Annotated in this window: 25 protein-coding genes; 8 read left to right on the plus strand and 17 right to left on the minus strand. The window is 60.4% G+C overall.

Translation table 11 applies throughout. The annotated features are described in order from the left end of the window. Positions 1 to 353 precede the first annotated feature (353 nt). Positions 354 to 896 (minus strand): hypothetical protein, encoded by a 543-nt coding sequence (locus tag DNI29_RS21535; protein ID WP_110980219.1) that lies wholly within the window; start codon positions 894 to 896, stop codon positions 354 to 356. 231 nt (positions 897 to 1,127) lie between these two features. Between DNI29_RS21535 and DNI29_RS21540 the strand changes: the two genes are divergently transcribed. Both DNI29_RS21540 and DNI29_RS21545 read left to right on the plus strand, forming a co-directional pair. Beyond that, a complete protein-coding gene (locus tag DNI29_RS21540) occupies positions 1,128 to 1,313 on the plus strand; it encodes a hypothetical protein (RefSeq protein ID WP_110980220.1) in 186 nt (61 codons plus the stop codon). 328 nt (positions 1,314 to 1,641) lie between these two features. Next, positions 1,642 to 2,754, plus strand: coding sequence for a serine hydrolase domain-containing protein (locus DNI29_RS21545; protein WP_162303700.1), 1,113 nt, complete (start codon positions 1,642 to 1,644; stop codon positions 2,752 to 2,754). A gap of 109 nt (positions 2,755 to 2,863) precedes the next feature. On the opposite strand, the gene DNI29_RS24295 is transcribed toward DNI29_RS21545, so the two are convergent. Further along, positions 2,864 to 3,277, minus strand: coding sequence for a hypothetical protein (locus DNI29_RS24295; protein ID WP_123823363.1), 414 nt, complete (start codon positions 3,275 to 3,277; stop codon positions 2,864 to 2,866). Positions 3,278 to 3,334: 57 nt separating this feature from the next. Here DNI29_RS24295 and DNI29_RS24300 point away from each other — a divergent pair, with 57 nt between their 5' ends. Further along, a complete protein-coding gene (locus DNI29_RS24300) occupies positions 3,335 to 3,544 on the plus strand; it encodes a hypothetical protein (protein ID WP_123823364.1) in 210 nt (69 codons plus the stop codon). Between the two features lie 10 nt (positions 3,545 to 3,554). On the opposite strand, the gene DNI29_RS21555 is transcribed toward DNI29_RS24300, so the two are convergent. The 3 genes from DNI29_RS21555 to DNI29_RS21565 form a co-directional block, all read right to left on the minus strand. After that, positions 3,555 to 4,079 carry a hypothetical protein gene (locus tag DNI29_RS21555; protein ID WP_238388174.1) on the minus strand — a complete coding sequence of 175 codons (525 nt, stop codon included), beginning with the start codon at positions 4,077 to 4,079 and terminating at the stop codon, positions 3,555 to 3,557. A gap of 246 nt (positions 4,080 to 4,325) precedes the next feature. Then, positions 4,326 to 4,571 (minus strand): hypothetical protein, encoded by a 246-nt coding sequence (locus DNI29_RS21560; protein ID WP_123823365.1) that lies wholly within the window; start codon positions 4,569 to 4,571, stop codon positions 4,326 to 4,328. A 1,204-nt stretch (positions 4,572 to 5,775) separates the two neighbouring features. Beyond that, entirely contained in the window at positions 5,776 to 6,732 is a 957-nt protein-coding gene (locus DNI29_RS21565) for a helix-turn-helix transcriptional regulator (RefSeq protein WP_110980225.1), read from the minus strand. 97 nt (positions 6,733 to 6,829) lie between these two features. On the opposite strand from DNI29_RS21565, the gene DNI29_RS21570 reads away from it, so the two are divergent. Then, the gene (locus DNI29_RS21570) at positions 6,830 to 8,008 is read left to right on the plus strand and encodes an FAD-dependent oxidoreductase (protein WP_110980226.1); all 1,179 of its coding nucleotides are present in this window, start codon (positions 6,830 to 6,832) and stop codon (positions 8,006 to 8,008) included. Positions 8,009 to 8,081: 73 nt separating this feature from the next. On the opposite strand, the gene DNI29_RS21575 is transcribed toward DNI29_RS21570, so the two are convergent. The 4 genes from DNI29_RS21575 to DNI29_RS21590 all read right to left on the minus strand — a co-directional run bounded on the left by DNI29_RS21575 (position 8,082) and on the right by DNI29_RS21590 (position 12,666). Continuing rightward, positions 8,082 to 8,588, minus strand: a complete 507-nt coding sequence (locus tag DNI29_RS21575; RefSeq protein ID WP_110980227.1) for a YdeI/OmpD-associated family protein — start codon at positions 8,586 to 8,588, stop codon at positions 8,082 to 8,084. A 106-nt stretch (positions 8,589 to 8,694) separates the two neighbouring features. Then, entirely contained in the window at positions 8,695 to 9,600 is a 906-nt protein-coding gene (locus DNI29_RS21580; RefSeq protein WP_110980228.1) for an alpha/beta fold hydrolase, read from the minus strand. A 529-nt stretch (positions 9,601 to 10,129) separates the two neighbouring features. Next, entirely contained in the window at positions 10,130 to 11,005 is an 876-nt protein-coding gene (locus tag DNI29_RS21585) for a universal stress protein (RefSeq protein WP_110980229.1), read from the minus strand. Further along, the gene (locus DNI29_RS21590) at positions 11,002 to 12,666 is read right to left on the minus strand and encodes a BCCT family transporter (RefSeq protein WP_110980230.1); all 1,665 of its coding nucleotides are present in this window, start codon (positions 12,664 to 12,666) and stop codon (positions 11,002 to 11,004) included. The genes DNI29_RS21585 and DNI29_RS21590 overlap by 4 nt, the downstream gene beginning before the upstream one ends. 450 nt (positions 12,667 to 13,116) lie before the next feature. On the opposite strand from DNI29_RS21590, the gene DNI29_RS21595 reads away from it, so the two are divergent. After that, on the plus strand, positions 13,117 to 14,115 hold the full coding sequence (locus DNI29_RS21595) for a mechanosensitive ion channel family protein (protein ID WP_238388175.1): 999 nt from the start codon (positions 13,117 to 13,119) through the stop codon (positions 14,113 to 14,115). A gap of 58 nt (positions 14,116 to 14,173) precedes the next feature. Here the strand turns inward: DNI29_RS21595 and DNI29_RS25010 are convergent, their stop codons facing one another. The 4 genes from DNI29_RS25010 to DNI29_RS24760 form a co-directional block, all read right to left on the minus strand. Next, positions 14,174 to 14,491, minus strand: a complete 318-nt coding sequence (locus DNI29_RS25010) for a DUF421 domain-containing protein (RefSeq protein WP_238388176.1) — start codon at positions 14,489 to 14,491, stop codon at positions 14,174 to 14,176. After that, a complete protein-coding gene (locus DNI29_RS25015; RefSeq protein ID WP_238388177.1) occupies positions 14,473 to 14,703 on the minus strand; it encodes a DUF421 domain-containing protein in 231 nt (76 codons plus the stop codon). The genes DNI29_RS25010 and DNI29_RS25015 overlap by 19 nt, the downstream gene beginning before the upstream one ends. 72 nt (positions 14,704 to 14,775) lie before the next feature. Beyond that, entirely contained in the window at positions 14,776 to 16,098 is a 1,323-nt protein-coding gene (locus tag DNI29_RS21605) for a DUF2254 domain-containing protein (RefSeq protein ID WP_110980232.1), read from the minus strand. Positions 16,099 to 16,261: 163 nt separating this feature from the next. Further along, positions 16,262 to 16,627, minus strand: coding sequence for a hypothetical protein (locus DNI29_RS24760; RefSeq protein WP_110980233.1), 366 nt, complete (start codon positions 16,625 to 16,627; stop codon positions 16,262 to 16,264). Positions 16,628 to 16,869: 242 nt separating this feature from the next. On the opposite strand from DNI29_RS24760, the gene DNI29_RS21615 reads away from it, so the two are divergent. Beyond that, positions 16,870 to 18,237, plus strand: coding sequence for a DUF389 domain-containing protein (locus tag DNI29_RS21615; RefSeq protein ID WP_162303701.1), 1,368 nt, complete (start codon positions 16,870 to 16,872; stop codon positions 18,235 to 18,237). Positions 18,238 to 18,245: 8 nt separating this feature from the next. Here the strand turns inward: DNI29_RS21615 and DNI29_RS21620 are convergent, their stop codons facing one another. Continuing rightward, on the minus strand, positions 18,246 to 19,715 hold the full coding sequence (locus DNI29_RS21620; protein WP_110980329.1) for a chloride channel protein: 1,470 nt from the start codon (positions 19,713 to 19,715) through the stop codon (positions 18,246 to 18,248). A 144-nt stretch (positions 19,716 to 19,859) separates the two neighbouring features. Between DNI29_RS21620 and nhaA the strand changes: the two genes are divergently transcribed. Next, positions 19,860 to 21,212, plus strand: coding sequence for a Na+/H+ antiporter NhaA (gene nhaA, locus DNI29_RS21625; RefSeq protein WP_110980235.1), 1,353 nt, complete (start codon positions 19,860 to 19,862; stop codon positions 21,210 to 21,212). 78 nt (positions 21,213 to 21,290) lie between these two features. Here the strand turns inward: nhaA and DNI29_RS21630 are convergent, their stop codons facing one another. The 3 genes from DNI29_RS21630 to DNI29_RS21640 all read right to left on the minus strand — a co-directional run bounded on the left by DNI29_RS21630 (position 21,291) and on the right by DNI29_RS21640 (position 23,941). After that, positions 21,291 to 22,169 (minus strand): MBL fold metallo-hydrolase, encoded by an 879-nt coding sequence (locus DNI29_RS21630; protein WP_110980236.1) that lies wholly within the window; start codon positions 22,167 to 22,169, stop codon positions 21,291 to 21,293. A 23-nt stretch (positions 22,170 to 22,192) separates the two neighbouring features. Then, complete coding sequence (locus DNI29_RS21635; RefSeq protein WP_110980237.1) at positions 22,193 to 22,747, minus strand: cupin domain-containing protein; 555 nt, start codon at positions 22,745 to 22,747, stop codon at positions 22,193 to 22,195. Positions 22,748 to 23,077: 330 nt separating this feature from the next. After that, positions 23,078 to 23,941: an SDR family oxidoreductase gene (locus DNI29_RS21640; RefSeq protein WP_110980238.1), complete on the minus strand. Its 864-nt coding sequence runs from the start codon at positions 23,939 to 23,941 to the stop codon at positions 23,078 to 23,080. Positions 23,942 to 24,110: 169 nt separating this feature from the next. Here DNI29_RS21640 and DNI29_RS21645 point away from each other — a divergent pair, with 169 nt between their 5' ends. Next, on the plus strand, positions 24,111 to 24,527 hold the full coding sequence (locus DNI29_RS21645; RefSeq protein ID WP_110980239.1) for a winged helix-turn-helix transcriptional regulator: 417 nt from the start codon (positions 24,111 to 24,113) through the stop codon (positions 24,525 to 24,527). The last annotated feature ends 227 nt before the right edge of the window (positions 24,528 to 24,754 follow it).

The following is a 24,754-nucleotide window of genomic DNA, read 5'->3' on the forward strand; positions in this document are numbered from 1 at the left end:
ATTTGGTACTATTGCGCTTGACTGTTTCTACCTAACTTCAGCAGCTAAGAATATGGGACGTATCATCGTCTACCTAACTCGACAGTTGATAGGCATAGCAAAAGGGGTTGCTCTCAGTATGGGCTTCTCTAATCCGTAGCAAGGATTCCAACGCCACAGGAGAATCTAAACCAACAACCTGTTAGCCTTTTCCGCAATCCAGGCGCAACTGCGGCCCCTCTGGTTTGGCGAGTGCCAGCAGGCGGGCATACCACGTGGTTGGGTTGCCCCAGCAGGAGGTTCTGCTGCCCTTGGACATTTGTTGAACGATTGTTTACAGTATGTAAAATATTCTAGCAGGGTCGTTTATCTTACTATTTTCCAGGGATTGGATAGAAGACTAATTGGTTTTTTTCCTGTAGCCACGTGACACCCTGAGGTGTAGGGTGCAATTTGCGGACAGCCTGCTTAGCCAGCGGATGCCACGTCTCGCCATTGGTGCGGGGGTGCTGCCAGAGCAGGTGTACTTCCAAAGCCTCACCCGTAGTGGCCGCCGGCAGGGGAACCCGTGTAAGCTTGTCTGTCGTGGGTAGAAACCGGAACAAGCCGGCCGTGCTGCCGATCCACAGCGTGCCGGCGGTATCCGTGACCAGCCCCTGCACGGACCCGCGCGGCAGTCGGGGCGACAAAGGCTGGCGCAAGTTATTGAGGGGCACTAGCTCCACCCCATCGTAGCGCGCCACTCCCTCGTCAGTGCCCACCCATAGAAACCCCGCCGTATCGCGAGCCAGGTGCTTGACCAGTACCTGGCTCAGCACGGCATCGCGCTGCCAGCGCTGCGCCCGCGCCGTGGCGCTAAGCCCACCAAGGGAAACCAAACACAGCAGCCAGCGCAACGGCCGAGAGTAATCCCACATGCTAGTTGCCCTCAGCCGGTTGAGGAAGCCGGGGCCGCGTAAAGATGCAGCCCTTTCGCGAAGGGTAACGAACCCGGAGCCTGCCAGCCTATGGTTTTATCGGGCACCACAACGATGAGGGGCAGCAGACCCCAACCAGGCTGCACCCCCACGGATGCCGCCTACTTGGTCAATAGGGCTGAGCAGCTTCTGCGGCGCTACGTCTCCACGCTCTGGATCGATTGTTAGCAGGTGCAGGTCCTGGACCGGTGTGGACAGGCGGCCATTCTGCAGATTGAGCGCTTGGCCGCCCAGGCCCGCGTAGTGGTCTATTGGCAAGGCTTTTCAGAATCGGTGGTGCAACAGCTTTCCGAAACGGGGCTGTACTTGTTGTTGCGTCACTCCCCGCTAACTCGCCGCGAGAAGTACTTCGACTAGCGCTCCTGAGTGCTTGTACAGTATATAACCTTGCCTCAATCATTCTGCCTATCTCACGCTATGCGCATTGCCTTGGTCGTAATCATGAGCCGTTGGTGAGCCCATTGCTGTCACTGCAGCACGCGCAAAAAACGGCGTCTATTAAGCCTCATTCCGTATTTTGCACAGAGCATGGCTATACCGATGAGCCCTTTATGAGCTCATTATGGGTTCTTCTGCCAACGGGGCGGTTTTACCTGCCAAGGAGGCGAGTAGAGGCACCTCAGATTACCCTGTTTATCAACCCTCTACTTTCGGGTGCTCGTTTGTGTCAGCCCTTCCCCATTCTGTGCAAAAACGTCTTTTCTGCTCTTTTCTCGGGGCCGTATATCTGCTGCCCTTGCCTTCTTTCGGCCAAACTCCGAAAATCCCTAAACAACTCGATGCCTTGGTTACGGCGTACGCCAAGGCCGGGCAGTTTAACGGCACCGTGCTCGTGGCTCACCACGGCAAGGTAATCTTCACCAAAGGCTACGGCTTGGCCAACCGCGAGTGGAACCAGCCCAACGCCGCCGACACCAAATTCCGCGTCGGCTCGCTCACCAAGCAGTTCACGGCGATGCTGGTGATGCAGCTAGTGGAAAAAGGACGGCTCCGGCTCGAGGGCCATGTAAGCGACTACCTGCCCGACTACCCCAAGGCCAACGGCACCAAGATCACGCTGCACCACTTGTTGTCGCACACCTCGGGGATCCCCAACGTGGCGGCCTCGGCGGCTAGCGAAGCCGCCAGTCGGTTGCCGACCACGCCCCAGGCGGCGGTGCGCGGCTTCTCGGCCCTGCCGCTCGAGTTTGAGCCCGGCAGCACCTACCGCTACAGCAATTCCGGCTACATTTTGCTCGGGGCCATCTTGGAGCAGGTGACGGGCAGGCCCTACGCCCAGGTGTTGGCCGAGAACATTCTGCAACCCCTGCACATGCAGGATACCGGCTACGACCTGCCCAGCACCATTCTACCCAAGCGGGCGGCGGGCTACGAAAAAACCGCCGCGGGCCTGGTCAACGCCCCCTACCTCGACATGACGGGCCCCTACGCGGCGGGCGCGCTCTATTCCACCGTGCGCGACCTCTACAAGTGGGAGCAGGCGCTGTACACCACCCAACTGCTCTCCGAGGCGGGCAAAGCGCAGCTGTTCACGCCCGTCAAAAACGACCACGCCTACGGGTGGAACACGGCCCAGTTCCTGATGGGCGCCGATACGGTGGCGGTGCTGCGCCATGGCGGCGTGATTAACGGGTTTCGCGCCTTCCTGCTCCGCGCCCCGAAGGACCACAACCTCGTCATCGCCTTGGACAATGAGAGCAATGAGTACACGCCTAAAATTAGCACCATGCTGCTGCGGGTGCTCTACAACCAGCCCGTCATCGGCCCCGAGCCGGAGCCCCAACCGCCGAAGCCTTAGCGTGTAAATCCGCCTCATTGGAAGAAGAACCCCATTAGCGAGCAATGAATACTTGGGCAAGCACTCCTTATTATACCTTGAGGCCCCCACAGGTTCTGGCACTCGTTCACTACCGCCCATCAGAGGTCAGGGAGTGAAGCCGCCGCTCAATGATAAATTTTCGTTCGTCACCATATCCGTACGGCAACTGGCAATCAATCGCTTCTCGCAATTCCGGATGACGCAACAGTTGGCGAATTTCCGTAGCGATGTAGGAGCGTACGGCCGGGGAAGCAGCTGCTACTTCCGCCCCTAGTGCCGGGCGGTTATCCAGCACGTACACGATATCCTCCAGGTCATTGCTCAGGCGGATGTCGCTCATGCCGCGGCTGCGCAGCGCCGCCAGCTTCGTGGCGACAAAGTAAACCGCAGGCATAATCTGGATAGTGGTCTCGTCGGGCAGCGTATAGGGGATGGCGTGGGCAAAGCCTTCCGGATACCACGGGTTCGAGAACCCCAGGATGTTGTCTTCCCCGACCGGCATTACATCGACCACCAGCCCCGCGACCCGCCAGCGGCAGATGACCTTTGACTCTTGGTCATGCCGGAACCCGAGGGCACGCAACTCTTCCTCCAGCACGTAGTAGGCCATGCGCGGCACCACCTCGATAATGCAATCCACATCCATAGTCGGGCGGGACTCGGCGGCACGGGCGGCAGTACTGTACAGGCCGGCGGTGCTGCCACCGACGAAAACGACCCGTTCCCGCAGGGGACCCAGCGCCCGGGCCACGGCCTGCAGCGCGGCTAAGTTGGCCGCATTAGACATGGGCCGGCAACAAGAAGGCTTTCAATAAATCCCCCGCCAGTTTTCGCTCCCGAGGACGGCCCACCCGCAATGCGTCAACCAGCGCCAGCAGTTCATAGAGGTGGGCGTCGGCTTTGGCTGCCTGCGGCACGCGCGGGTATAAGGGCTCGATGGCGCTGCCCCAGTAGTCGCTTTCTGCGTCGGGCCAAACGTACAGCTGCTCGGCTACCAGCTGCTCCCGCAAGGGGGCGGCGCTGTGCGCGGTAGGTAGTCCCCGTACCTGGGCACCCGGCTGCGTGGGAAACACCACCGGTAAGCCGTAGAGCAGAAACTCCAGAAAGGTTCGCCGGGCCACGCGCCGGTCGGTTCCCTCCAGCAGCCGAGCGTACTGGCATCGCTTCAGGCTGAACGATATTTCGGTCGGGCTTAAGAACAAAGCATGCGCTACCTCCTTGCCTTGCCAGGAAGTTTGTTCCAGCAACAGCACCTTAAGCAGAACCACTACATCCTGCGGGCGCATCCCATTGTGTTGTCGCATCACAATTAGCCAATTTTTGGTTTGCAATTTGCAAATTGATAATCAATATTCACACCCGGGAGCTCTTCAGGTTATCAATTCACCTTAGGATTTTAAGGACTGATAAGCCCGTATTATCAGTCCTATAGAAATGACCCATCCAAGAAACGGCCGGTTTCTGGATGGTTTTATCATCTGCCAAAACGGCCCAAAAAGGCAGTTTTTCGGAGCCGTTTTTCGTGCCCCTTTTTGAACAGTATTTGGCGATCAGTTGCAAGAGTTTACTTGCGTGGTATCCGTTACCCGGTATACTAGCTGCTTATTCTTTTTGTAATAAATGCCCCGTAGGCTCACATACGCACTATCACACTCCCCCCAAATGACCACTTTAAAAGTAGAAGAGTCACCCTCGACCAGCACTTCCTTGCTGAGCTGCAAGGTTTGCCCCGTGGGAGAGCCGATGAACTGCATGAGCTTGTCATTTTTTTCCAGCTCCTTGCTGAGCTCACTCATGAAAGGAGGCAGGCTAAAAAAGATATTGCCACAACCATAAGCGAGGCCAATTATCAGTAGCACGACTACCATATAGCCAGCAAGTCTATCAATTCGTTTAAGCGTTTTCCATAGTGACATAACTAGGGGCTTCATGACGCTTAAAGCTACTATACAAAAGGCCGCATATAGATTCGTAGCTGAAGGACCATTAAGGTGTACCATGTTGGCCCCCACAGAACGCGGTTCGGGGACGATCCAGTTTCTTTGCGAAAAGCGGGGCCAAGAAGTGGGGTCCCATCTAGTTCTTCTAGCTGCTGTATGAGGCTCCCCATTTTGCTGCTCTCTTGGAGTGGATTATCTCTGCTTTTCGAGGCCTGTGAGCCGGTCAACAGGCCAGACTGGTCGCTGCAGCCCCAGTCCGTGGGCTTGCAGGGGGAGTGGCACTACGACTCGGCGGGAGTGTAGGTGTATGACGCCACTCGTCAGCCATTGGGTGGAAGCCGCCAGCCCCAGCCAGCCGGCGAAGTGCTAACCATTGACGCGGGCCGATGGGTGTACTCGGGGACATTACACGTAGTGCACACCTACACGCGCGAGGGACCTACGCTTGTGATCCGTCGCATCGGCACCCGCCAGCTAGTGGAGCAGGGCTATATTTCACCAGAGAAGATCGGTCACGTCCTCTTCCAGGACACCTTTGATCTAATACAGCTGACGCCTACCCACCTGACGATACGCGACAGTTCCGGGGTGGTGGATCCAAATTGCAGCCCGAGTCCCTGTTATACAGTACACCGACAATACTATTCGCGCTGAACCCCTGCTTTTGTACAGGTGTAGTCGCGCCTCTTATAGGAGCTCCTGCTCGCCGCTACCCGCCCAGCTATCCGTAGCGGTAACGGTGAGCGAGTAGCGGTACGGATAAGAAGGCGGGTAGAGGCGAGGAAAAGAGAACCCACTCGTGCCCTGCGTTTTGAGCAGTCACAGCCGGTGGCCTGCTTCGGCGGCAGGTACTATTTTCTGACGCATACTGACAGGGGGCGCACTAGAGCTAGAACAAAAAACCACGCTAAGGAATTCGAGAGTCTACCGAACGCATGTATAAGCCTCAGTTCCGGGGTTTTGGTCACAACGGGGCGAAAAAGTATGCTACACATTGAGTGATATCTTTTACGCTCTTTTTTAGAAGCAAACGTCCCCTCTACCCCGTGCTGTCCTCCCGCTATAGTGCCGAATACTTCTTCGGCTTCAGGCCGATATACTGCTCAAATACCCGCGAAAAATGGCTCAGGTTGGTAAACCCCAACTGATAGCCCACCTCCGAAACCGTCAGGCGCTGCTCTCTCAGTAGGCGGGCGGCTTCCTGCATGCGTAGCGTCTGATAATAGTCAAACACGCTTTTGCCAAAGGTCTGCCGGAACAGCTTTCGCAGCTTCGGCTCGCTCATGTTAGCCTCTTTGGCGAGGGCTGCAATGTGGGGGGCTTCCCCCAAAGACGACTGCAAACGCCGTTTGATGGCATAAATCGCCTGGAGGTCGGCCAAGTGCATTTTGCCCGGCGCAATGGCCTCGCGCTGCAGCAACAAGGCCACCGTATGACAAAGCAGTTCTTCGCACTTGAGCTTGCAGTAGGGGCTGGCCAGCATCTCTGGCACCGGCAGCAGCAGCAGGTCACTGGCGGTGTGGAGGATGGCGGGGGAAGTACCCGTTTCAACGGCGAAGGTGGCGCTGGTGGCCAGCAGGCTGGCCACCAGCGGGTGATCTAGTTCCCCAAACAGTCGCCGCAGGTAGGGCCGGGAAACAGCAATGGTCACGCTGTTAAACAGCGTGTTAGCCGGCATATCGATAACCGAAGAGGCCGCGTGCTGGCAGATCAGAACGCTGGCGGGCTCCGTAAGTACATCGGGTGCCGGCTGGGCGACCGGGGGGAAAATACCCCGCAGCAGAAACACCACCTCCTCCGGCCGTTCGGCTAGGTCGGTGGTTTCCACCAGCACCGCCTCGTGCAGGTAGTAGTGCCGCACCATCATGCGCAACTCGCTGCCCCAGGCAAAACCGGTAATGTACCCGCCGCCCTTGCTGGCCGGAATATCGATGAAACGCCCCCGCACGGTGGCCCCGAGGGCTTGGGCTAATTGCAAGACAATACCAGCGCCGGTATCTGTCACAGCTATTTTCATTCGCGACTATTTTTAGAGCAATAAGGGCTATTTCGCCCCTGAAAGTAAGCTCACTTTTGCATGGTCAACACCAACGTTGATCTTAAATGCAGCTTCGATGCTCTTACACAATAAGAAAGTGGCTATTATCGGCGGGGGCCCGGGCGGCCTGACCCTGGCCCGGCTGTTGCAGCAGCAGGGCGTGAGCGTGCAGGTCTACGAACGCGATGCCTCGCCGCATGTTCGGCTGCAGGGCTCGGCCCTGGACCTGCACCACGACTCGGGGCTAAAAGCCTTGACCGCAGCGGGCTTACTAGAGAAATTCAAGCAGACCTACCGCCCGGGCGCGGACGCCATGGTCGTTGTCAACGGCCAGCTGGAAGTCCTGCTCGATCAACATACTGACAAGGTCGCCCAGGATTTCGGGGACGAGGGCTTCCGCCCGGAAATTGACCGGGGGCCGCTCCGGGATCTGCTCCTAGCCTCCTTGCAGGAGGGAACCATGATTTGGGATGCTCACTTCAAGGCGATGCAGCCAGCCGGTGCGGGCTGGGACCTCCACTTTAAAAATGGAACCCACGCCTACGCCGACGTGGTGGTGGCGGCCGATGGAGCCAATTCCAAGGTGCGCCCCTACGCTACCGAAGTGCGGCCGGTTTATTCCGGCTTTGTCCTGTTGGAAGGCTCCCTTCCCGACGCGGCGCAGCGGGTACCCGCGCTATGGCAGCTGCTGCAGGGAGGTAGTCTTACGGCACTGGAAAATGGCCAAACCATCAGCTTCATGACCAAGGGCGATGGCACGCTAAATTTTTGGGTCTGGGTGAAAAAGCCCGAAAACTGGTTGGCCACCTCGGGCATCACCTGGACCGACCGGGCCGCGGTCGCCGCGTGGTTTACCCACGAATTCAGCACGTGGAGCCCCACCTGGCAGGAAGTATTTGCCAACGAGGTCCTGACCGTGGTGCCCCGTCCGAGCTATTACTTTCCGCTAGACCAGCCCTGGCCATCGCAGCCCAATCTCACCCTGCTCGGCGACGCAGCACATCAAATGCCACCCAACGGGGAAGGGGTTAACCAGGCGATGGTCGATGCCTTGGACTTGGCCGAGGCGCTGGGCAGTGCGCACTTGGAAACGATTGGACAAGCCATTGCCGCATATGAGGAGAAGATGCGCCAGCGCATGGTGGGCGTCGAAGCGGATACGCGGGAGCTTTTGGACCTCATGCACGCCGACAACAACCAGGAGGTCTTTCTACGCATCTTTTCCGGGAACCCCGACGTGGCCCCCAACGCGTAGCGAGGATTTTAGTAAGGCTGTGTCCCTAGCCAGCCCTTGGTAGCATACGTGCCGGAATGCATGCAGCAAAAAGTTAAGTTGTGGGGCACAAGCGGTTAGGATGGCCGCCAGGCGCTGCTGGCGGAGTAGCCGGTCGTTTGGCTAGCACCAGTCCCAGCAGGAGCGCACGCCTAGCCGTCCGACCCAAGTGTAGGAAGGCCGCCTGTGCAGCGGGTTGGTGGGCGAAAGCCTGAGCGAGGTTGGCCGGTAGGTGCAGCATCTCCACCTCATCCAGCAGCGTCCAGGAGCCGTTTTGTTGCGCTGCTGCTACCCGGGCCAGTCCGGCAGGATCATCTGTCCCGCCGCCAACAGGCGCTGAATTTTTCTCCTTGTTGACCTTAGACCAACCGCTGGTGGCTTTGCGTGGACTAAAGTATTGCCGATAGGTATGCTCATCCATGGGCTTCGCTTGGCTGTCTATCCAGTCGAAGCATAGCGCCTCATCTATGACTTCACTCCACCGCAGGGTAGAGATGCCAGCAATTTTCTTATGATACACCAGCCAGCCCCCGATAGGTGGTCGTGGTGGAGCTGCAGCCATTGCCGCCACTGATGCTGGTTCTGTGGGCAGATTAAGGCACTTGTTCCTTATTCATAAGATAAGGAACGGTTTACCTGCATAAAGAAAAAGGCAAGCGACGACTCGCTTACGCCACTGGAATTGCCGTCCTCCGCTCGTGAGCCAGAATCGCCGTGCTGATTTCCTGCGGAGCGTTTTCCTGAATAAAGTGTTTGACCTGTGGCAGCAGCAATACCTGGTGCGCGGGCAAATGCTGTTGTAGCCGGCGGCGGTCTGGCTCCCGAAATGCTCCATCTGCCTCGCCCCAAATAAGTAGGGCCGGCTTTTCCCGTAGCTTCGCCAGCCCAGCTTCTACCTCCGCCAAATACGCGTGGCTATGCGTAATCTCTTTGGGCAGTATCCATGTGGGAAGGCGGGAAGCCGGTGTGGCGAAAGGCCCCAGATAAGCGGCTAATTCCGCCTCGGTAAGCTGGCGATTCATGCCGGCTGGGATGAGCAGCCGGGCTATTAAGTTGTAGTGCCTGTTCAGCCAGCGGGAAAGAGAACTGCCGAAGAGTTTAGAGAAGGCTACCATACCGCCTTGAGCGGGCCAGGCAAAAGTGTTGCCTATGATAAGGGAGTGAATCAGGTCTGGGCGGCGGCCGGCAAAACCCAATCCAATTGGACCGCCCCAATCTTGCACCATGACACGCAGGTCGCACAGACCCAGATGCTCGACTACCTGCTCCACGACCTGCGAGTGCTCGCGCGGCGTGAAGCCATACCCCGGCCCGGCAGTACTAAGTCCGAAGCCAGGGTAGTCCAAGGCGATGCAGCGAAAATGTGGGGCCAGCTTCGGCACCAAGTGTCGATATAAGAAAGACCAGGTTAGGTTGCCATGCAGCAGCAACAGGGTGGGGCCGTGACCCTCATCGAGGTAATGAATGGTGTGACCAGCCAGTTGGAGCCAGTGGCTCTCAAAAGGAAAGAGGCGGCGATCAAGCCAACCGGGTACCAGACCGGAATGGTGCAGCGAAGAGGACTGAGGAGCCATATAGGAGCGAACAGGTATTATTGTCAGGTGATGCACGAAGGTGCAGGGGACCAGTGACAGCCCTATGTCAGTACAGATGACCTCGGTTACTATTTCGAGCAAAAAATTAAGCTGAACTACGCGGCGTTGAGCGCGAGTTGATGAAGGAGCGTACCCATGCGGGACTGGCCTCGGTCCGGGCCGGGGTCGGGTGGCCGCTGGTAGGGGCTGTCGGAAGAAACCGAGTTGAGCCGCATCAAGCAGCGAGAGATGGTAGGCCACGAGGTATGGCAGGCGTAGATCTATACCCTTCTCAAAGTATATGTCACCTATGTCAAGTCCGGCTTGACTCGTGCGCTCCACTGACCACCTACCGCGCACGGTGGGAGAGTGGCCTTGTAACTGCTTTATTTCTAGGCAACCGGTAGACGTTGATTATAGGGTTAATCGGACGGCCTTGGGCGGATGACCTTACTCAGTAATGCGAACGGATTGAAAACAAACCTCTCGTTTAGCTGAACATAATGTTCAGCTAAACGGGAAGAATAGCTTACTTGGCTACTTCCTCCGAGTACGCCAACCACAGCGGAAGGGGCAGGTCCATGTGGTAGACCTCTTTTGGCACACTCCCAAAGCTCAGGGAAGGCAACGGATTAATTTCTTTTAGCCCGAGTACCAGCAGGTCATGCTTGCCTTTAGCTAAGTGAAGGCGAATGCGCTCGGCGACGCTTTTGTTGGCGGCCCGTACTAGGGTGTAAGGCACGCGGGCAATTTCCGGGTGCTTGCGCTGCAAGGCGGCAAAGCGCCCCTGCACAATTTCTTCCGCCTTCCTGATGGCCTTTTCCTCCGAGATAAGCGGGAAGTACTGGGTGGGCAGCCGGTACACATGCAGTAGCTCTAACTGCAGACCTAGTTGCTCCGAGAGGTTCTGGCTTAGCCGCAGGGCGTGTACCGAACTGGGGGAAAAGTCTATAGGCACCAGCGCCTTACGGATACTGCTGGCGGCCGTTTCCGGGAATATCAGTATACTGCATGGCATCAACTGCAGTAGCTTGGTGCCCAGGGTGCCGGTGCTTTTGTCACTCCTTTTCTTGCCGAGCAGAGTCAGGTTTATGTGGTAGCGCTTGACCAGCTGAACCAATATGGCCTCCGTGTTGGGTTCCTCACTGACTAGTATTTCGTGGGCGGTGGCGTTGCCGAACTGCTCGGTCACAATGTCGTGCAGGTTGCCTTCTACCTCGCTAGCCAGATCCACGTCGCCGAACCACTCGTGGAAGTCGTCGCTCAGCTCGGCCACCTTGATGTTATGCACGAAGTACACCTTGCCCACCAATAGCCGCTCACAGAGGGAGCGGGCGAAGGCTACCAGTTTTTCATCTAATTCACTCAGGTCCAAGCAAACCATCATGGCGTCAATTGTAATCATAGCGTCGGGGCAGTTGGCGGTACGGGAGGGCCGGTGTTGGGTTGAGGAGCTTGCGCCTCCTGTTTCTGGGCCCGCCTGGCTAGCATCTCGGCTACCAGTTGCTGGTAGGCCTTGCGCTGGCGGGTACTTTGCAGGCGGGTTTCTTCCTCCAACTCCTCGCTCAGCCCCTGGTAGAGGCTGTAGCACATGAGCAGCAGAATAATGGCAAAGGGCAGCCCCGTGATGATAACGGCCGTTTGCAGGGCCTGTAGCCCACCCCCCAGTAGCAGCACTGCCGCAATGCCTCCACCCGACAGCGCCCAGAATACGCGGGTAGCCACTGAAGGGTCGGGGTTGCCGCCGGAGGTGAGGCTGACTACTACCAACGACCCGGAATCGGAGGAGGTGACAAAGAACCCAGTGATCAGCAGGATGCCGATAACCGAAAGCGCCGTGGGAAACGGCAGCTGCTCGAAGAAGACGAAGAGCGCCGTGGACACGTCGGTGGCCACAGCTTTAGCCACTGCCGTATTGCCGGCCAATACCTCGCGCAGGGCGGTGCTGCCGAACACCGTCATCCACAGAAACGAAAGCAAGGACGGCACAATCAGCACCCCCAGCACAAATTCCTTGATGGTGCGCCCCTTCGATACGCGCGCAATAAAAATGCCCACGAACGGTGCCCACGAAATCCACCAAGCCCAGTAGAATACCGTCCAGGTGCCCTGCCAGTTGGTATTGCTAAAAGCCTCATTCCAGAAGGCCAGTTGCATAAAGTTGCCAATGTAATAGCCTGTATTCTGCACAAAGGAGCCCAGAATAAACACAGTCGGTCCCAGCACCAGCACGGCCACCAGCACCAGCAGCGCAATGCGCACGTTCCACTCGCTCAGGATGCGTACACCCTTGTCAACCCCGGTCATCACCGACACGGTGGCAATGCCGGTAATGACGGCAATGAGAATAACCTGGGTCGTGACGTCGTTGATGATGACCGGGAACACGTGGTGCAGCCCCGCCGCCACCTGCTTTACCCCCAGGCCCAGGGAAGTAGCCAGGCCGAAGAGGGTCGCAATAACTGCCAGGATATCAATCACGTCGCCGCTGATGCCGTGAATCCGCTCGCCCAGGAAAGGGTAAAAGGCGGAGCGTACCGTGAGGGGCAGCTGGCGGTTGTAGGTGAAAAAGGCTAGGGCCAGGGCCACCAGCGCGTAAATGGCCCAGGCGTGCAGGCCCCAGTGCAGGAAGGTAAAGTTCATGGCCTGCCGGGCGGCCGCCGGCGTGCCCGGCTCCCCGAGCGGGGGCGTCTGGAAGTGGGTAATGGGCTCTGCCACGCTCCAGAACAGCAACCCTATGCCCATGCCCGCGCTGAACAGCATGGCAAACCAGGAGCTGGTGCTGAACTCCGGCCTGGCATCCTTGCCGCCCAGCCGGATGTCACCAAACCGACCAAACGCCAGAAACAGGCAGTAGGCTACGAAGATGTTCACGCTCAGAATGAACAGCCACCCCATGTTAGAGGTGACTGAAGTTTGAATCCGGGCAAAGAATGCCTCGGCGTCCTGTCGGAAGATCAGCACAAGCGCGATGCTGAGCACGAGAATGACAATGGACGGCCAGAACACCGGTCCGTTTACCTCCAACCCGAATGATTTATTGGTATCAGTTCCTGTTTTACTCATGCATCGTGTGGTTATTGTTCAGAAGTAAGCCTCTTTCCTCATGGGAGCATACCGGCTTGTCATTCCTCCCAGAGAGCCAGTAAACAGACACCAGCCGCCCCAGCTAGGTACGGACCGAACGCGGCGGTGCAGCTGCGCATCGGTCTGGGGAAACATGTCTGCGGCATGTTCAAATGCGCGTGCGTTCATCCCCACTCATTGGGCCGCTACATGAGCCTGTACAACGCGCCCCATTCCTCAACCAGTTACGGTGGCGGTAGAGCACTTGTTATCTTTACCCTGCTTGTGGCACACTGATAGGAATTACAAGGATGCCGCTTTTTTAGTTGGTATTCAGCTCGTTGCCGGAATCACTGAAGCTGTTACGTTGCCTCATGCAGGCTAGCCTGGGAAGCTGTACGGGAGCGTCAGAAGTACACCCGACACGGGATGCTGAAAACCCTAAGGCGTATGCTTGCGTGTGTAGTAGCTCCGGCCACCAGGTCGGGAGAGGCGATGGATTTTTCGATTGCGTGGCAGAAGCTACACCAGATTGGCCGGGAACTGATGGCAGCCCTGCCCACCATGGCCATTGGCCTGGTTGTTTTCATCGTGTTTGTGCTGCTGGCCCGGGGCATACGCGCCGTGGTTGGTCGGGTAACGCACCGCCGGAAGGGCAGCCAGAGCCTATCGCTGCTGCTGAGCCGACTGACTTACGTGGCCGTGCTCATAGTAGGTGTACTGGTGGTAGCTACTATCGTGCTGCCGGGCTTCACCCCCTCCAGCTTGATCAGTGCCCTGGGCGTGGGCGGTATCGCCATCGGCTTTGCCTTCAAGGATATCTTTCAGAACTTTTTGGCTGGTATCCTGCTCCTGCTTACCGAGCCGTTCAAACTCGAAGATCAGATCAAGTACAAAGACTTTGAGGGTACGGTGGAATCCATCCAGACCCGCGCTACAACTATTAAAACGTACGACGGCCGGCGCGTAGTTATTCCCAACGCGGAGCTATTTACCAACGCCGTGACCGTGAATACCGCTTACGACAAGCGCCGCCTACAGTACGATGTGGGCATTGGCTACGGCGACGACATTGCCCGGTCCCGGCAACTCATACTGGACGCCATGCGCGAAGTCGACGGTGTGCTGGCTGAACCCGCGCCGGAAGCTTTGGTCATGGATCTGGCGGAAAGCACCGTCAACATCCGGGCGCGCTGGTGGGTAAACCCGCCGCGGCAAGCCGATATCCTTGACGCTCAGGACAAAGTACTCGAAGCAATCAAGAATAAGCTCACCGAACACGGCATTGACCTGCCCTTCCCGACGCAGCAGCTGCTCTTCCACGATCAAACCGAAGCCACGGACGGTGACCGACGCCGCCAGCGCGAAGGGTGGCCTCCCGGCACAGGGAACGTGCCCCATGCACGTGCGGCTACGCCCCCCGCGGCGGCTCCAGAACCCCCATGCTGACGAAACTCCGGGTGCTGATGTGCTGCAAGAAAGGATACGCGGTCAGTACAGTCGGGCTTTAAGGCGTAGGATCTGTTCCTCGTACGTCCCGCAGCACGGAGTCGGGACTGGAAGTGGTTTGCTGAAGCACACTCAAGTCGCCGCCCGTTTCCAGCACCACGGCGGCCGCTTCGGTCACGCTGCTCAGCCCCTGGGCCCGCAGTTCGGCTAGTATTTCGTCTTCCGTGAGGCGCTCGGCGCGTAGAGCCGCCGGAAGGAACCGGCCCTGGTACACTAGCAAAGTCGGTTCGGACTTTACCAGCCGGCTGACCACCCGGGAGCGCACCGACAGCCAGGTGATGTTGAATTGCAGCAGGATCAGCAGCGCAAAGGCCACCAGCCCGCGGCCAGGGCCACGCTTTTGGTGAGCAGCACCGTGGCCAGCGTGGAGCCCAGCGCCACGGTTACCACCAGGTCGAAGGCGTTCATCTTGGTCAGCGTACGCTTGCCCGATGCCCGCAGCAGGATGATCAGCCCGGCGTACGCGGCCACGCCCACGATGAGGGTGCGGGCAATGCTCGTCCAGGAAGAAAAGAAGGCTTGTTCCATACCACGGTGAGGGTAAATGAGTGAACGTAGGCGAGGGGGCAGTAGCCCCCAACGATGGGAAGCAACCAGTGCCTAGCGCAAGCGGGGCAGCAACTCGCTGAGTCGTTCGTGTACTTGGGCGCGCTCGTAGTCCGTAGACAGCGTACGCTCGGCGGCTTCTTCCAGCAACTCGGCTTGCTGGCGCAAGACCCGGAGCCGGCTCGGGTCCTGCGTACGTTGGGCGATGGTAGCCAGGGCCGTGAGCAGACGCAGGAACACGGCCGCGTTGCCGTCGGCGTTGCTGCGCACCTGGTCGAAGGCCGTGGCCACGAACTGCGCAAAGGACGGGCGCACGGCTACCACGCGCACCCGGTTCGCGTCGGCGCGCAGCGGCTCGGCCAAGCGGCGGTCGGCCAGCTGCGCGAGCAGGTCGCCCAGGTGGTCGATGCCGATGATGGCCGTAGTGGTGTCGTTGATGCCCGGCGAGAGGGCCTTGAGGGCAATGTCCACAATCTGGCGCAGGCCGAAACCCGCGTCCTGCTCGATGGTGCGCTGGCTGCCAAGACTGAATAAGGCGTTGGCTTGCCGCGTCAGCTCGTCCGTCACGGCCAGTTCACCGCTTTCGTAGTGCGCCACCGACACCAGGGCCGCCCCGCGGGCCACGAAGCCGCCGATACCATGCTCCATGCGCACTATGCCATCCAGTGTGCGGGCCAGCGCCAGCAGGCCGTCTTCGTCTACGTGTTGCACGTAGCCGGTAGCGCGGGCCGATATCGGCTGCCAGTGCAGCTGGCCAGCCTGCCGCAGCAGCTCCTGCATTTCGGCTTCGTCGGCCCGCTGGCCCAGCTCGTCGGGAAACAGGCGGCGGATAGCGGCTTCCGTTTCCTCGGTGGCGTTGCGCACGATGTTGGCGGCCTGGATGGAGGAAGCCATATGGTGAATGAAAAAGATCAGCACCCCGATGCTGATCAGTGCCAGCACTAGGCCCATGCCCACGGCCAAGGAGGGAATGAAGCGGCCTTCGTCGCCGCCGCGGATGGTACGTAGCACGATCAGGCAGTAGACGAAAATGCTGACGAAGCAGCCTAGCACGAGCTGATTAACCCGGTCGCGCATAAAGTTGCGCAGCACCCGCGGGGTGTACTGGCTCGATACCTGCGCCAGGGTGCTCAAGGTCAGCGAAAAGATCAGGCCGGCCACCGTGACCATGGAGCCCGCAATGGCCGTGAGCATGCCGCGGGCGCCGTCGGCCCCGGCCCCGAACAGCAATGGGTACTCCCGCAGCCCGTCGTGCGGCACGCGGGCATCGAGCAGCACTAGGCCAAAGGCCAGCAGGATGGCGCCGGCCACCATCAGCGTCGGCACAAACCAGAGGCTGGCGTTCAGGTTCTGCCACAGGGCGCGAAGTCGGTTCATCTGTAGAACTACTGGGCAACGCGCTGCTGGGTTCGGCCGGAACCGGGAATCCGCGCCGCGCTGGTGAGGACCAGCCGCGCGGTCCGTTGGCGCCCACCGGCGCCGTCGTTGGCAATGCCTCCGCCCCGGCTGCTGTCGCGTAAACCTCGGCTCAGCGCAGCAACTACCGTACCTCGGCGGGCGAGTCGACGTGGTAGCGGGCCGCCAAGTGCCGTGCAAGGTCCACACGCACGGTGTAGGCCCCGGCGGGCAGCCCCTGGAAGGTATCCTCGTCGGTGCAGTCGTCGCCCACTGCCAGGGTAAACACCGGGGCCATGCTGTCGGCCTGCAGCTGCTCGGTTACGTATGCCTGCTCCGCCTCGTCCTGCACAAACAGCCCCGGCCAGCCCACCCACACGTTGTTGTTGGTCCGGGAGATGGACCCCAGCCCTGTCTCCAGCCCGCCTTCGCTGGGCTGAAACGTGAGGCTGTCTTCGGTGCGCAGTACTCTGGAGGGCAGACGGTTGGAGACGATAAGCGTGCGGGGCATCGGCAGCAGGTTGGTGGAGCACGGGCACAAAAGCAGCCCCCATGCGAAAAGGCTGGATGACCAATAGTACGATTTCTGCGCCGACAACCGGCCGCGGGCGCCCAGCACGGGGCGGCCGGGCTCTCGCCGCTCAGTGCCCTCCGGGTGAAACCAACGCGTGCTTTGACACCACCGGACGCGTGCTAAATGCCGACGTTGTTGAGCTTGACCCGTATGCGCCTGTATCACTTGCTTTCCCGCATATGAAGTTCCCGCTCCTGCGCTGGCTGCGCCAGCGCTTCGATCTTATTTACGACATGGCCGATCCGGCCGTCATCATGGCCCTCGTCGACGAGGGCGTCGCGTTTCGCGGCACCAACCTCTGGGTGCTCATGTTCGCCATTCTGGTGGCGTCGGTGGGGCTCAATGTCAATTCCACAGCCGTCATCATCGGGGCTATGCTCATCTCGCCGCTGATGGGCCCCATCGTGGCCATCGGCTTCGGGGCCGCTACGGTGGAGGTCGAGCTGATTCAGCGGGGCGTGAAAAACCTGGCGGTGGCCGCGGGCATCAGCTTGCTTGTGTCGGCGCTGTACTTCCGCCTCACGCCCCTCACCGACGCCGGCTCGGAGCTGCTGGCCCGCACCCAGCCCACCACCTGGGACGTGTTCATCGCCCTGTTCGGCGGAGCGGCCGGTGCCGTGGGCATCACGCGCCGCTCGCGCGGCAACGTCATTCCGGGCGTAGCCATTGCCACTGCACTCATGCCGCCATTATGCACGGCAGGCTACGGCCTGGCCACGATGCACTGGGCCTACTTATTCGGGGCGCTCTACTTATTCTGCATCAACTCGGTCTTCATTGCCCTGGCCACCTTCCTCGTGGCCCGGATTCTGCCTCTGCCGCAGCACTCCTTCGTCACCCTGCACCAGGCCCGCCGGGTGCAGTGGACCATCTGGCTGCTGGCACTGGTGGCGGCCGGCCCCAGCGTGTACCTGGCCGTGGGCATCGTGCGCACGACCACCTTCAAGCACAACGCCCAGCAGTTCGTCGACGAGCAGTTGAACCCACCCGGTGTATACGTAATCACGCGCCGCATTGAGGCGAACACGCGCACCATCAACGTGCTGCTGGTGGGCGAGCCGCTTACACCCGCCCAATTGCGCGACGCCCGGGCCCAGCTGCCCCGCTACCGTCTCGAAGAGGCCACGCTGGTGGTGCGCCAGGGCCTGGCCCAACTGGACACGGCCGACGCCCAGACGCTGCGCAGCAGCCTGCTTGAGGACGTGCGCAGCCGCAACGAGCAAACCCTGGCCGGTTACGATGCCCGCCTGGCCCAGTTGCAGCAGCTGCTCACGCAGACGGATAACTCGCAGCCGACCGGCCTGCCGCCGGCGCCAGCCCTGCTGCACGAAGTGCAGGCCGAGCACCCCACCGTGCGACAGCTCGGGCTGAGTCGACTGGTGCGCCCCGCCGCCGACTCGCTCCGTGCCGATACAACCCTGGTCGTGTCCCTGCGCACGAGCCGTCCGCTGCCAGCCGGGGAGCAGCAGCGGCTGCGCCAGTGGCTCGGCGTGCGCGCCGGGGGCAAACGCCCGGTGCAGGTGCTGGTGGAAGCCGAAGCACAGTAGCCATCCGCTCATCGGAGCCCGGTGGCGGTGCAGCTTGCGCCAGCTGCACGGCTCTGCGTGGGCCGGTCACCTCGCTGTATGCGGCCCGGCCTTGCAGCGGGCCCAGCCGCCAGCGGAGCTTCCTGCGCCAGCGTTTCGCGCAGAAAGCTCGCCTTGAGGTGCTCGTAGAACGAGTGCGGGTCTACCACCGACGCCACGGCCTGCGCCATCATGCCGCTGAGCAGCAGCTGGAAGATGGCCGAGTGGCGGTCCGTCATTTCCAGCACCAGGATGGCCGCCGTGAAGGGCGAGCGGACCACGCCGGTCAGAAAGCTTACCATGCTCACCAGCACCAGCAGGTTGCGGTCGGCGAGGGGCACGCTGCCCAGGCGGCACAGCGCGTCGCCGAGTACCGCCCCGGCGCTGAGCGAGGTGGCGAAGACGCCGCCCGCCCCGCCGCTGCTGTAGCTCAGGGCCATGCCCGCGAATCGCACCGGAAACAGGTACCAAGGCGTCTGCCCGTCGTTCTGGAACAGCAGGCGGTTGATGATGGGCTTGCCCGTGCCCATGCCTTCGGGCCCCACCGCGTAGACCAACGCTGCCAGTACCAAACCACAGGCCAGCACCCAGCCGGCCTGCTGGCCGAAGGTGGTGAAGCGCCGGCGGTAGGCATTCAGCCACAGCAAAGTTTTGGCAAAGAGCGCCCCGGCCAGGCCGCAGAGCACCGCGACCAGGGCAACCGTAGCCAGAAACCAGCCCGCGTGCGCCGTGACCTTGGGAAAGCCCAGGTAGAGGTAGGAGCCCAGCAAGGACTGCGCCGTGAGCCCGGCCACGATGACGGCCGAAAACACGGCCATGCGAAAGCGCGCCAGGTGCAGCTGCGTCAGCTCCTCTACCACGAACACGATACCGCCCAGGGGAGTGTTAAACGCCGCCGCCAGCCCCGCCGCGCCGCCCGTAACCAGGGCAATCTGCCGGGAGAGCTGCGGCCAGCCGGCCGGCTGCAGGCGGTTGATGGCCCGAAAGATGGCGGCCGCAATCTGAATGGTCGGCCCTTCCCGGCCAATAACGCCCCCACCCAGCAACAACGCTACGCTGCTCAGCACCTTGACCACGGCCACGCGCAAACTCAGCAGGTAGCCCGTGCGATGGTGGTGCACCGGGTTCGACAGTTCGATGCCTGCCATCACCTGCGGAATGCCGCTGCCGCGCGCCGCCGGTGCCCAGCGCTGTACCAGTGCCCAGGAAGCCAGGAAGGCCAGAGGCGTCACCGCAAAGGCCAGCAGCGGCTCGTGGGCCAGCCACCGAAAGCTCGTGTGCTCCGCCCATTCAAACAGCTTTTCGTAGCCCACGGCCACCAGGCCGACCACGACGGAAGCAAACCAGAACGGGAAGCTTTGCAGAATCAGCCGGCGGACCCGGTCGGAGTACAAGCGGCGGACCAGGTGCTGATCCAGCCAGGCCAATACCTGCGCATAGCGTGTAGAAGGAACGGACATGAAGACGGAAACAGCGTGAATAATGTAAACAAAAGGGGCTTGATTCAGCGTACGGGAAAAGAGCTGGAACATCGAACTTCTGAAGATGTAGGCAGCAATAGGCATCTTTGCGGTACGCCAATCCTTTTCGCTAACCTACTGCCCATGGCTGTTGCCGAACTTGTCCGTCCGCTGGTGCGCCCGTTTGCCGAATTCTTCCGCCGCGAAGCCGCCAGCGGCATTGTGCTCATGCTGAGCGCCGTGTTGGCTCTGGTGCTGGCAAATACCACGTGGGGACCTGCCCGCTATTTCCCCGCCGTTTGGGACGAGCACCTGCGCTTATCGCTGGGCGACTTGGTGCTCGACAAAAGCCTGCTGCACTGGATTAACGACGGGCTGATGACCGTATTCTTCCTCATCGTGGGCCTGGAAATCAAGCGCGAGGTGCTCGACGGCGAGTTGTCCTCCTGGCGGCAAGCGTCCTTGCCCATTGCCGGGGCCGTGGGCGGCATGCTGGTGCCGGCCTTTCTTTTCGCCCTGTTCAACCACGGCACGCCCACGGCCGGCGGCTGGGGCATTCCCATGGCCACGGACATTGCCTTTGCGCTAGCCGTGTTGCAGCTGCTGGGCCCGCGAATTCCCCTGGGCTTGAAAGTGTTTCTGACGGCCCTGGCCATCGTCGACGATTTGGGCGCGGTGCTGGTCATTGCCGGCTTTTATACCGGCGAGCTGCACCTGAGCTACCTCTATCTGGCGTTGGGCACGTGGGCCGTGTTGCTGGGGCTGAATTGGCTGGGTGCGCGCACGCTGTGGGTGTTTCTGCCCCTGGGCCTGCTGCTTTGGTTTTTCACCCTCGAATCGGGCATTCACGCCACGTTGGCTGGGGTGCTGCTGGCCGGGGCCATCCCCTCCCGCATCGGCCACGACCGCGCCGGGCTGCTGCGCCTGCTCGACGAGCGGCTGGGCTACCTCAAGCACGAAGTGCACGGCGCCGACGCCGATCCTCGCACCATCAGCGAGGAGCTGGAATACCTGGCCGAGGCCGTCAGCTCGCCGGCGCAACGGCTGGAGCAGAAGCTGCACTCAGTGGTGTCTTTCGGCATTATTCCGCTTTTTGCCTTTGCTAACACCAGCCTGGCGCTGGATACTTCGGTTGTCGGGCAGCTGTCCTCGCCGCTCGGGTTGGGCATCCTGTGCGGCCTGGTGCTGGGCAAGCCCCTGGGCATCGGGCTGCTGTCCTGGGGGGCTGTGCGCCTGGGCTGGGCCACGTTGCCGGCCGGGGTGCGCTGGCGCCACCTATGGGGCGCCGGGGTGCTGGGTGGCATTGGCTTCACGATGTCGCTGTTCATCACCTTGCTGGCCCTGGGCGAGCATTCCGGCGGCGAAGCCGTGGCTAAGCTGGCCATCCTGCTCTCCTCGCTGCTGGCCGGGGTCACGGGCTACGTGCTTCTGCGCTTGGCCCCGGCGCAGAGCGAACCAACAACGGAACCGGTCACACCTGAATCACAGGCCATCTAGGTCGGTAGCAAGGAAGCAAAAGCGAGCAACGATTTGTGAATTAATCACCCGGCCGTCGCCATTAATGTGCAGACCAGGCTACCAGCGGATGGAATCGGGCACCAACCGAAACCCTTCTCCCTGTCTGGCTAGGTGACCTAAACCAGGCCAGGGAAAATGATACCCCAGTACGCGCGTTCGCTCGTCAGCCAAGGTCGAAAACACCCGGGTTCGTGTTCTCGCTGCCGTAGAAGGGGCAAGATCAGCTGCAAAATTCAGGAGCGGGCTTTCAAGCGACATCACGGCATGGTGCGCCACGTCACCCAACAAGAATAAAGAGTCATTACCAGAGCTTACTTCAAAGCATATATGTTCGGCCGTGTGTCCTGGCGTAAAATGCGCCTTTACGCCGGGTAAAAATTCCTCTCCATCTTGGATGAAAATCAGGCGTTCGCGCAGGGGCAGCAGTGTGGCGCGCGCGACGCGAATAGCGGCTGCGGCCCAACTGTCAAGCAGAGCCTCATCTGTCCAGTAGGCAAAGTCATGTTCCGCGAGGTAAATCGATGCGTTGGGGAAGGTTGGTTGGCCGTCCGCCTTGCACAGTCCCCCCACGTGGTCGGGATGAGGATGCGAGCAGAGAATGGCATCGATCCGCGCGGGCTCAATACCGGCGGCGCGCAAATTGTCGACTAGCTGGCCGGCGCCTTCGCCAAAACCACGAAAGGAACCCACCCCTGTTTCCACCAGCACGTTTGTGTTACCCAGCGAAAAGAAGAGGACATTTTGCTCCACCACGATACGGTCTGTTGGCAAAAAGTGGCTGGTCAGGGCCTGCTCCATGTGCTGCTTGGTTTCTCCCAGAAAAGCCTTCTCGGGCAATCCTAGGTCCAGCGGCCCGTCCGAGAGGATACATCCATGAACATCACCCACGGCAACAGGATAGGCGGGCGCGGGGCGGTGCTTGCTTAACTCTAGCATATACAAATCATGCGGAGAGGTGCTTAGTCAGCACGGAGATCCTGGGTTGACGGGGTAAGCTCGTGGGCGGGTGGCGGGGCGAAGAACATGTTGTACTTCGGGGCCAGACTGAGGGCGCGCTGCAGCTCGGCCATATTGGGTGGGCTGTCTGGCAGCGGGTCGGAGGCCAGGGCCGGGCGGGCCGCCTCGTCGAAGAAGGCCTGGTGCAGCAGGTTGGCCGTGCTCAGCAGCCGGGCGGGGGCACCGCTGCGGTTGGCAAAGCCATGGAAGGCATTTGGGGGGACGATAAGCGTTTCGCCCCGCTCGCAGCTTACCCAATCCTGCTGGCCATCGGTGAGGCGCATGAAATCGACCCGCCCATCGAGGATGTAAAATACCTCTGCATAGGAGTGGCTATGCAGGGGCACACCTTTGCCTGGGTCGAGTGGCAACTCGTAGATGGCAAAAGCATAGCCGGTGTCGGCTGCCTTGGCTTTCCAGGTGAAGCGCGAGTCGGCGATATCAAAGTGCTCGCCTTCGCCAGCGCCTATTTTGCGCACGCCCTCGGTGGGCGGAATCTGCAAGGAAGTGGTACTCATAAAAGTTATGAATGAAAAGGGAAAATCAGGTTTTATAGGTCAAAGTGTCTTCATTCCTCAGTGATTGCCCGCTGAAAACTGGGTAATCAGCTATGAGGAAAGTATGAAGTAGATGCTACCCTTGGAAAAAAATTGATAGCCCTAGCCCTGCCTTCCGTCAAGGACTACTAACTTGCTTAAGTAGCAGTGGGAGGGCAGCCAGGCGCTTGTCCGCTAGCTAGAACCGCCCCCTTTCCAATAGCCCTTAGGTTGAGCGGACTAGTTCCTTTGGGAAGTCGGATGCGCGGCACGATTGGCTTGCCGCCCTAGGTGCCTAGCCGCTACAAGCGGCTAGGCTTGCGGGAAATACGCTGCTTTCAGGTACTGGCGCAGGGAAGTCGTCTTGCGGCCCAGCTGCCGCTCCACCGTCTCGTGCGTGCCCGCCAGCAGGCCGTGCTGGGCGGCGGCGGCCCACTGGGCCAGGAAGGTGGCCACGAAATCAGGGAAGCCATGGGCTACTTTCTGCGCGATGTAGGACGCGGGCTCGCTGCTGTGGTAGGTGATGGGCCGGCCCGCCAGCTGGGAGAGCTCCTGGGCGACGTCGTGAAACGAGTAGGCTTCGCTTCCGGTCAGGGTATACTCCCGGTTGTCATGGCCGGCGCTGGTGAGCAGGGCGGCCGTAGCGGCGGCCAGCTCGGTGCGCTTGACAAAGGCAATCTTGCCCTCGCCGGCCGGAACGCGGATTTCCGATTCCGGTACTTCGCTGCCAATCAGGTACGAGAGGCCTTCGAAGTAGTAGCCGTTGTGGAGAATGGTGTAGACCAGCCCCGACGCTTTCAGGTAGGCCTCCGTGGCCAGGTCGCTTTCCGTGACCTCGGGCATGACAAAGTCGGAGCTGCGCTGAATGCTGGTGTAGAACAGGTGCTTGACCCCGGCTTCTTTCGCCGCATCGATGACGTTGCGGTGCTGACTCAGCCGGTCGGTAAAGGCCACGGCCGACACGAGCAGCACCTTCTCGACGCCCCGCAAGGCCTGCACCAGGGCGGGGTAGTCGAAGTAGTCGGCCTGCCGCACCTCGACGCCGCGCTGCGCCAGGTCCGTGGCTTTGCTCGCGTCGCGCACCAGGGCGGCGACTTCCGTGGCCGGCATGCGTGTGAGCAAGCATTCAATGGTTTCGTGGCCCAGGCCACCGGTGGCTCCCGTTACTAAGATCATGCGAAACAGAATGTAATGACCACCACTGCGTGGTCGGTAAAAGGTTGAGATGAGGAATAAACCGGGTGATTTTCCCCGGGGAAAAATCCTCGTATATTTGCTTGCAATTTGCAAGGGCAAAGATGAATATGTTTACTTGTAAATTGCAAGTGAAATAATCTGTTTTTTTATGAAAGAGCTTAAACAGCGTTCTACTTGCCCTATCAGCACGTCGCTCGACGTGCTCGGCGACAAATGGACCCTGCTGATTGTGCGGGACCTGGTGTTTGCCGGCAAGTCGACCTATGGGCAATTCCTGCAGTCCGAGGAAAAGATGGCGACCAACATTCTGGCCGACCGCCTGGCGGTCTTGGAGGCGCAGGGCATCATAACCAAGGCCGTGGCCGCCGATAAGAAGTCCAAGTTCACTTACCGCCTCACGGACAAAGGCGTGGACATCGTCCCCCTTCTGGTCGAGCTCACCCTGTGGGGCGCCAAGCACTGCCCCACCATCGCCAACCCTCGCTTGCTGGAAGAACTCCAGGCCGGGAAAGACGCGGCCGTGGAGAAGTACCAACGCCTGGCCCGCGAACAGGCTCTGGCGTAAACCACTAGTCGGGGCAAGGTTAGGGGGCCACCGGATTGGGGTTGCGGCCGCGCCCCATCACGGTCGGGTTCCTTAAGGGCGGATGTACCACCGGCCGGGGCCCAGCAGGGCGGCTGGTGGCCCCGGTCTGATACAATAGTCGGCGGGGAAACCTGAGTCTGCCCGCCTAGCGTCGGGGCCCGGCCGCGGCTTAGGAAGGAACGGGCAGCGGGAGAGGCGAAGGAATG

Origin of the sequence: Hymenobacter sediminis (genome assembly GCF_003231285.1) — a bacterium.
Lineage (GTDB): Bacteria > Bacteroidota > Bacteroidia > Cytophagales > Hymenobacteraceae > Hymenobacter > Hymenobacter sediminis.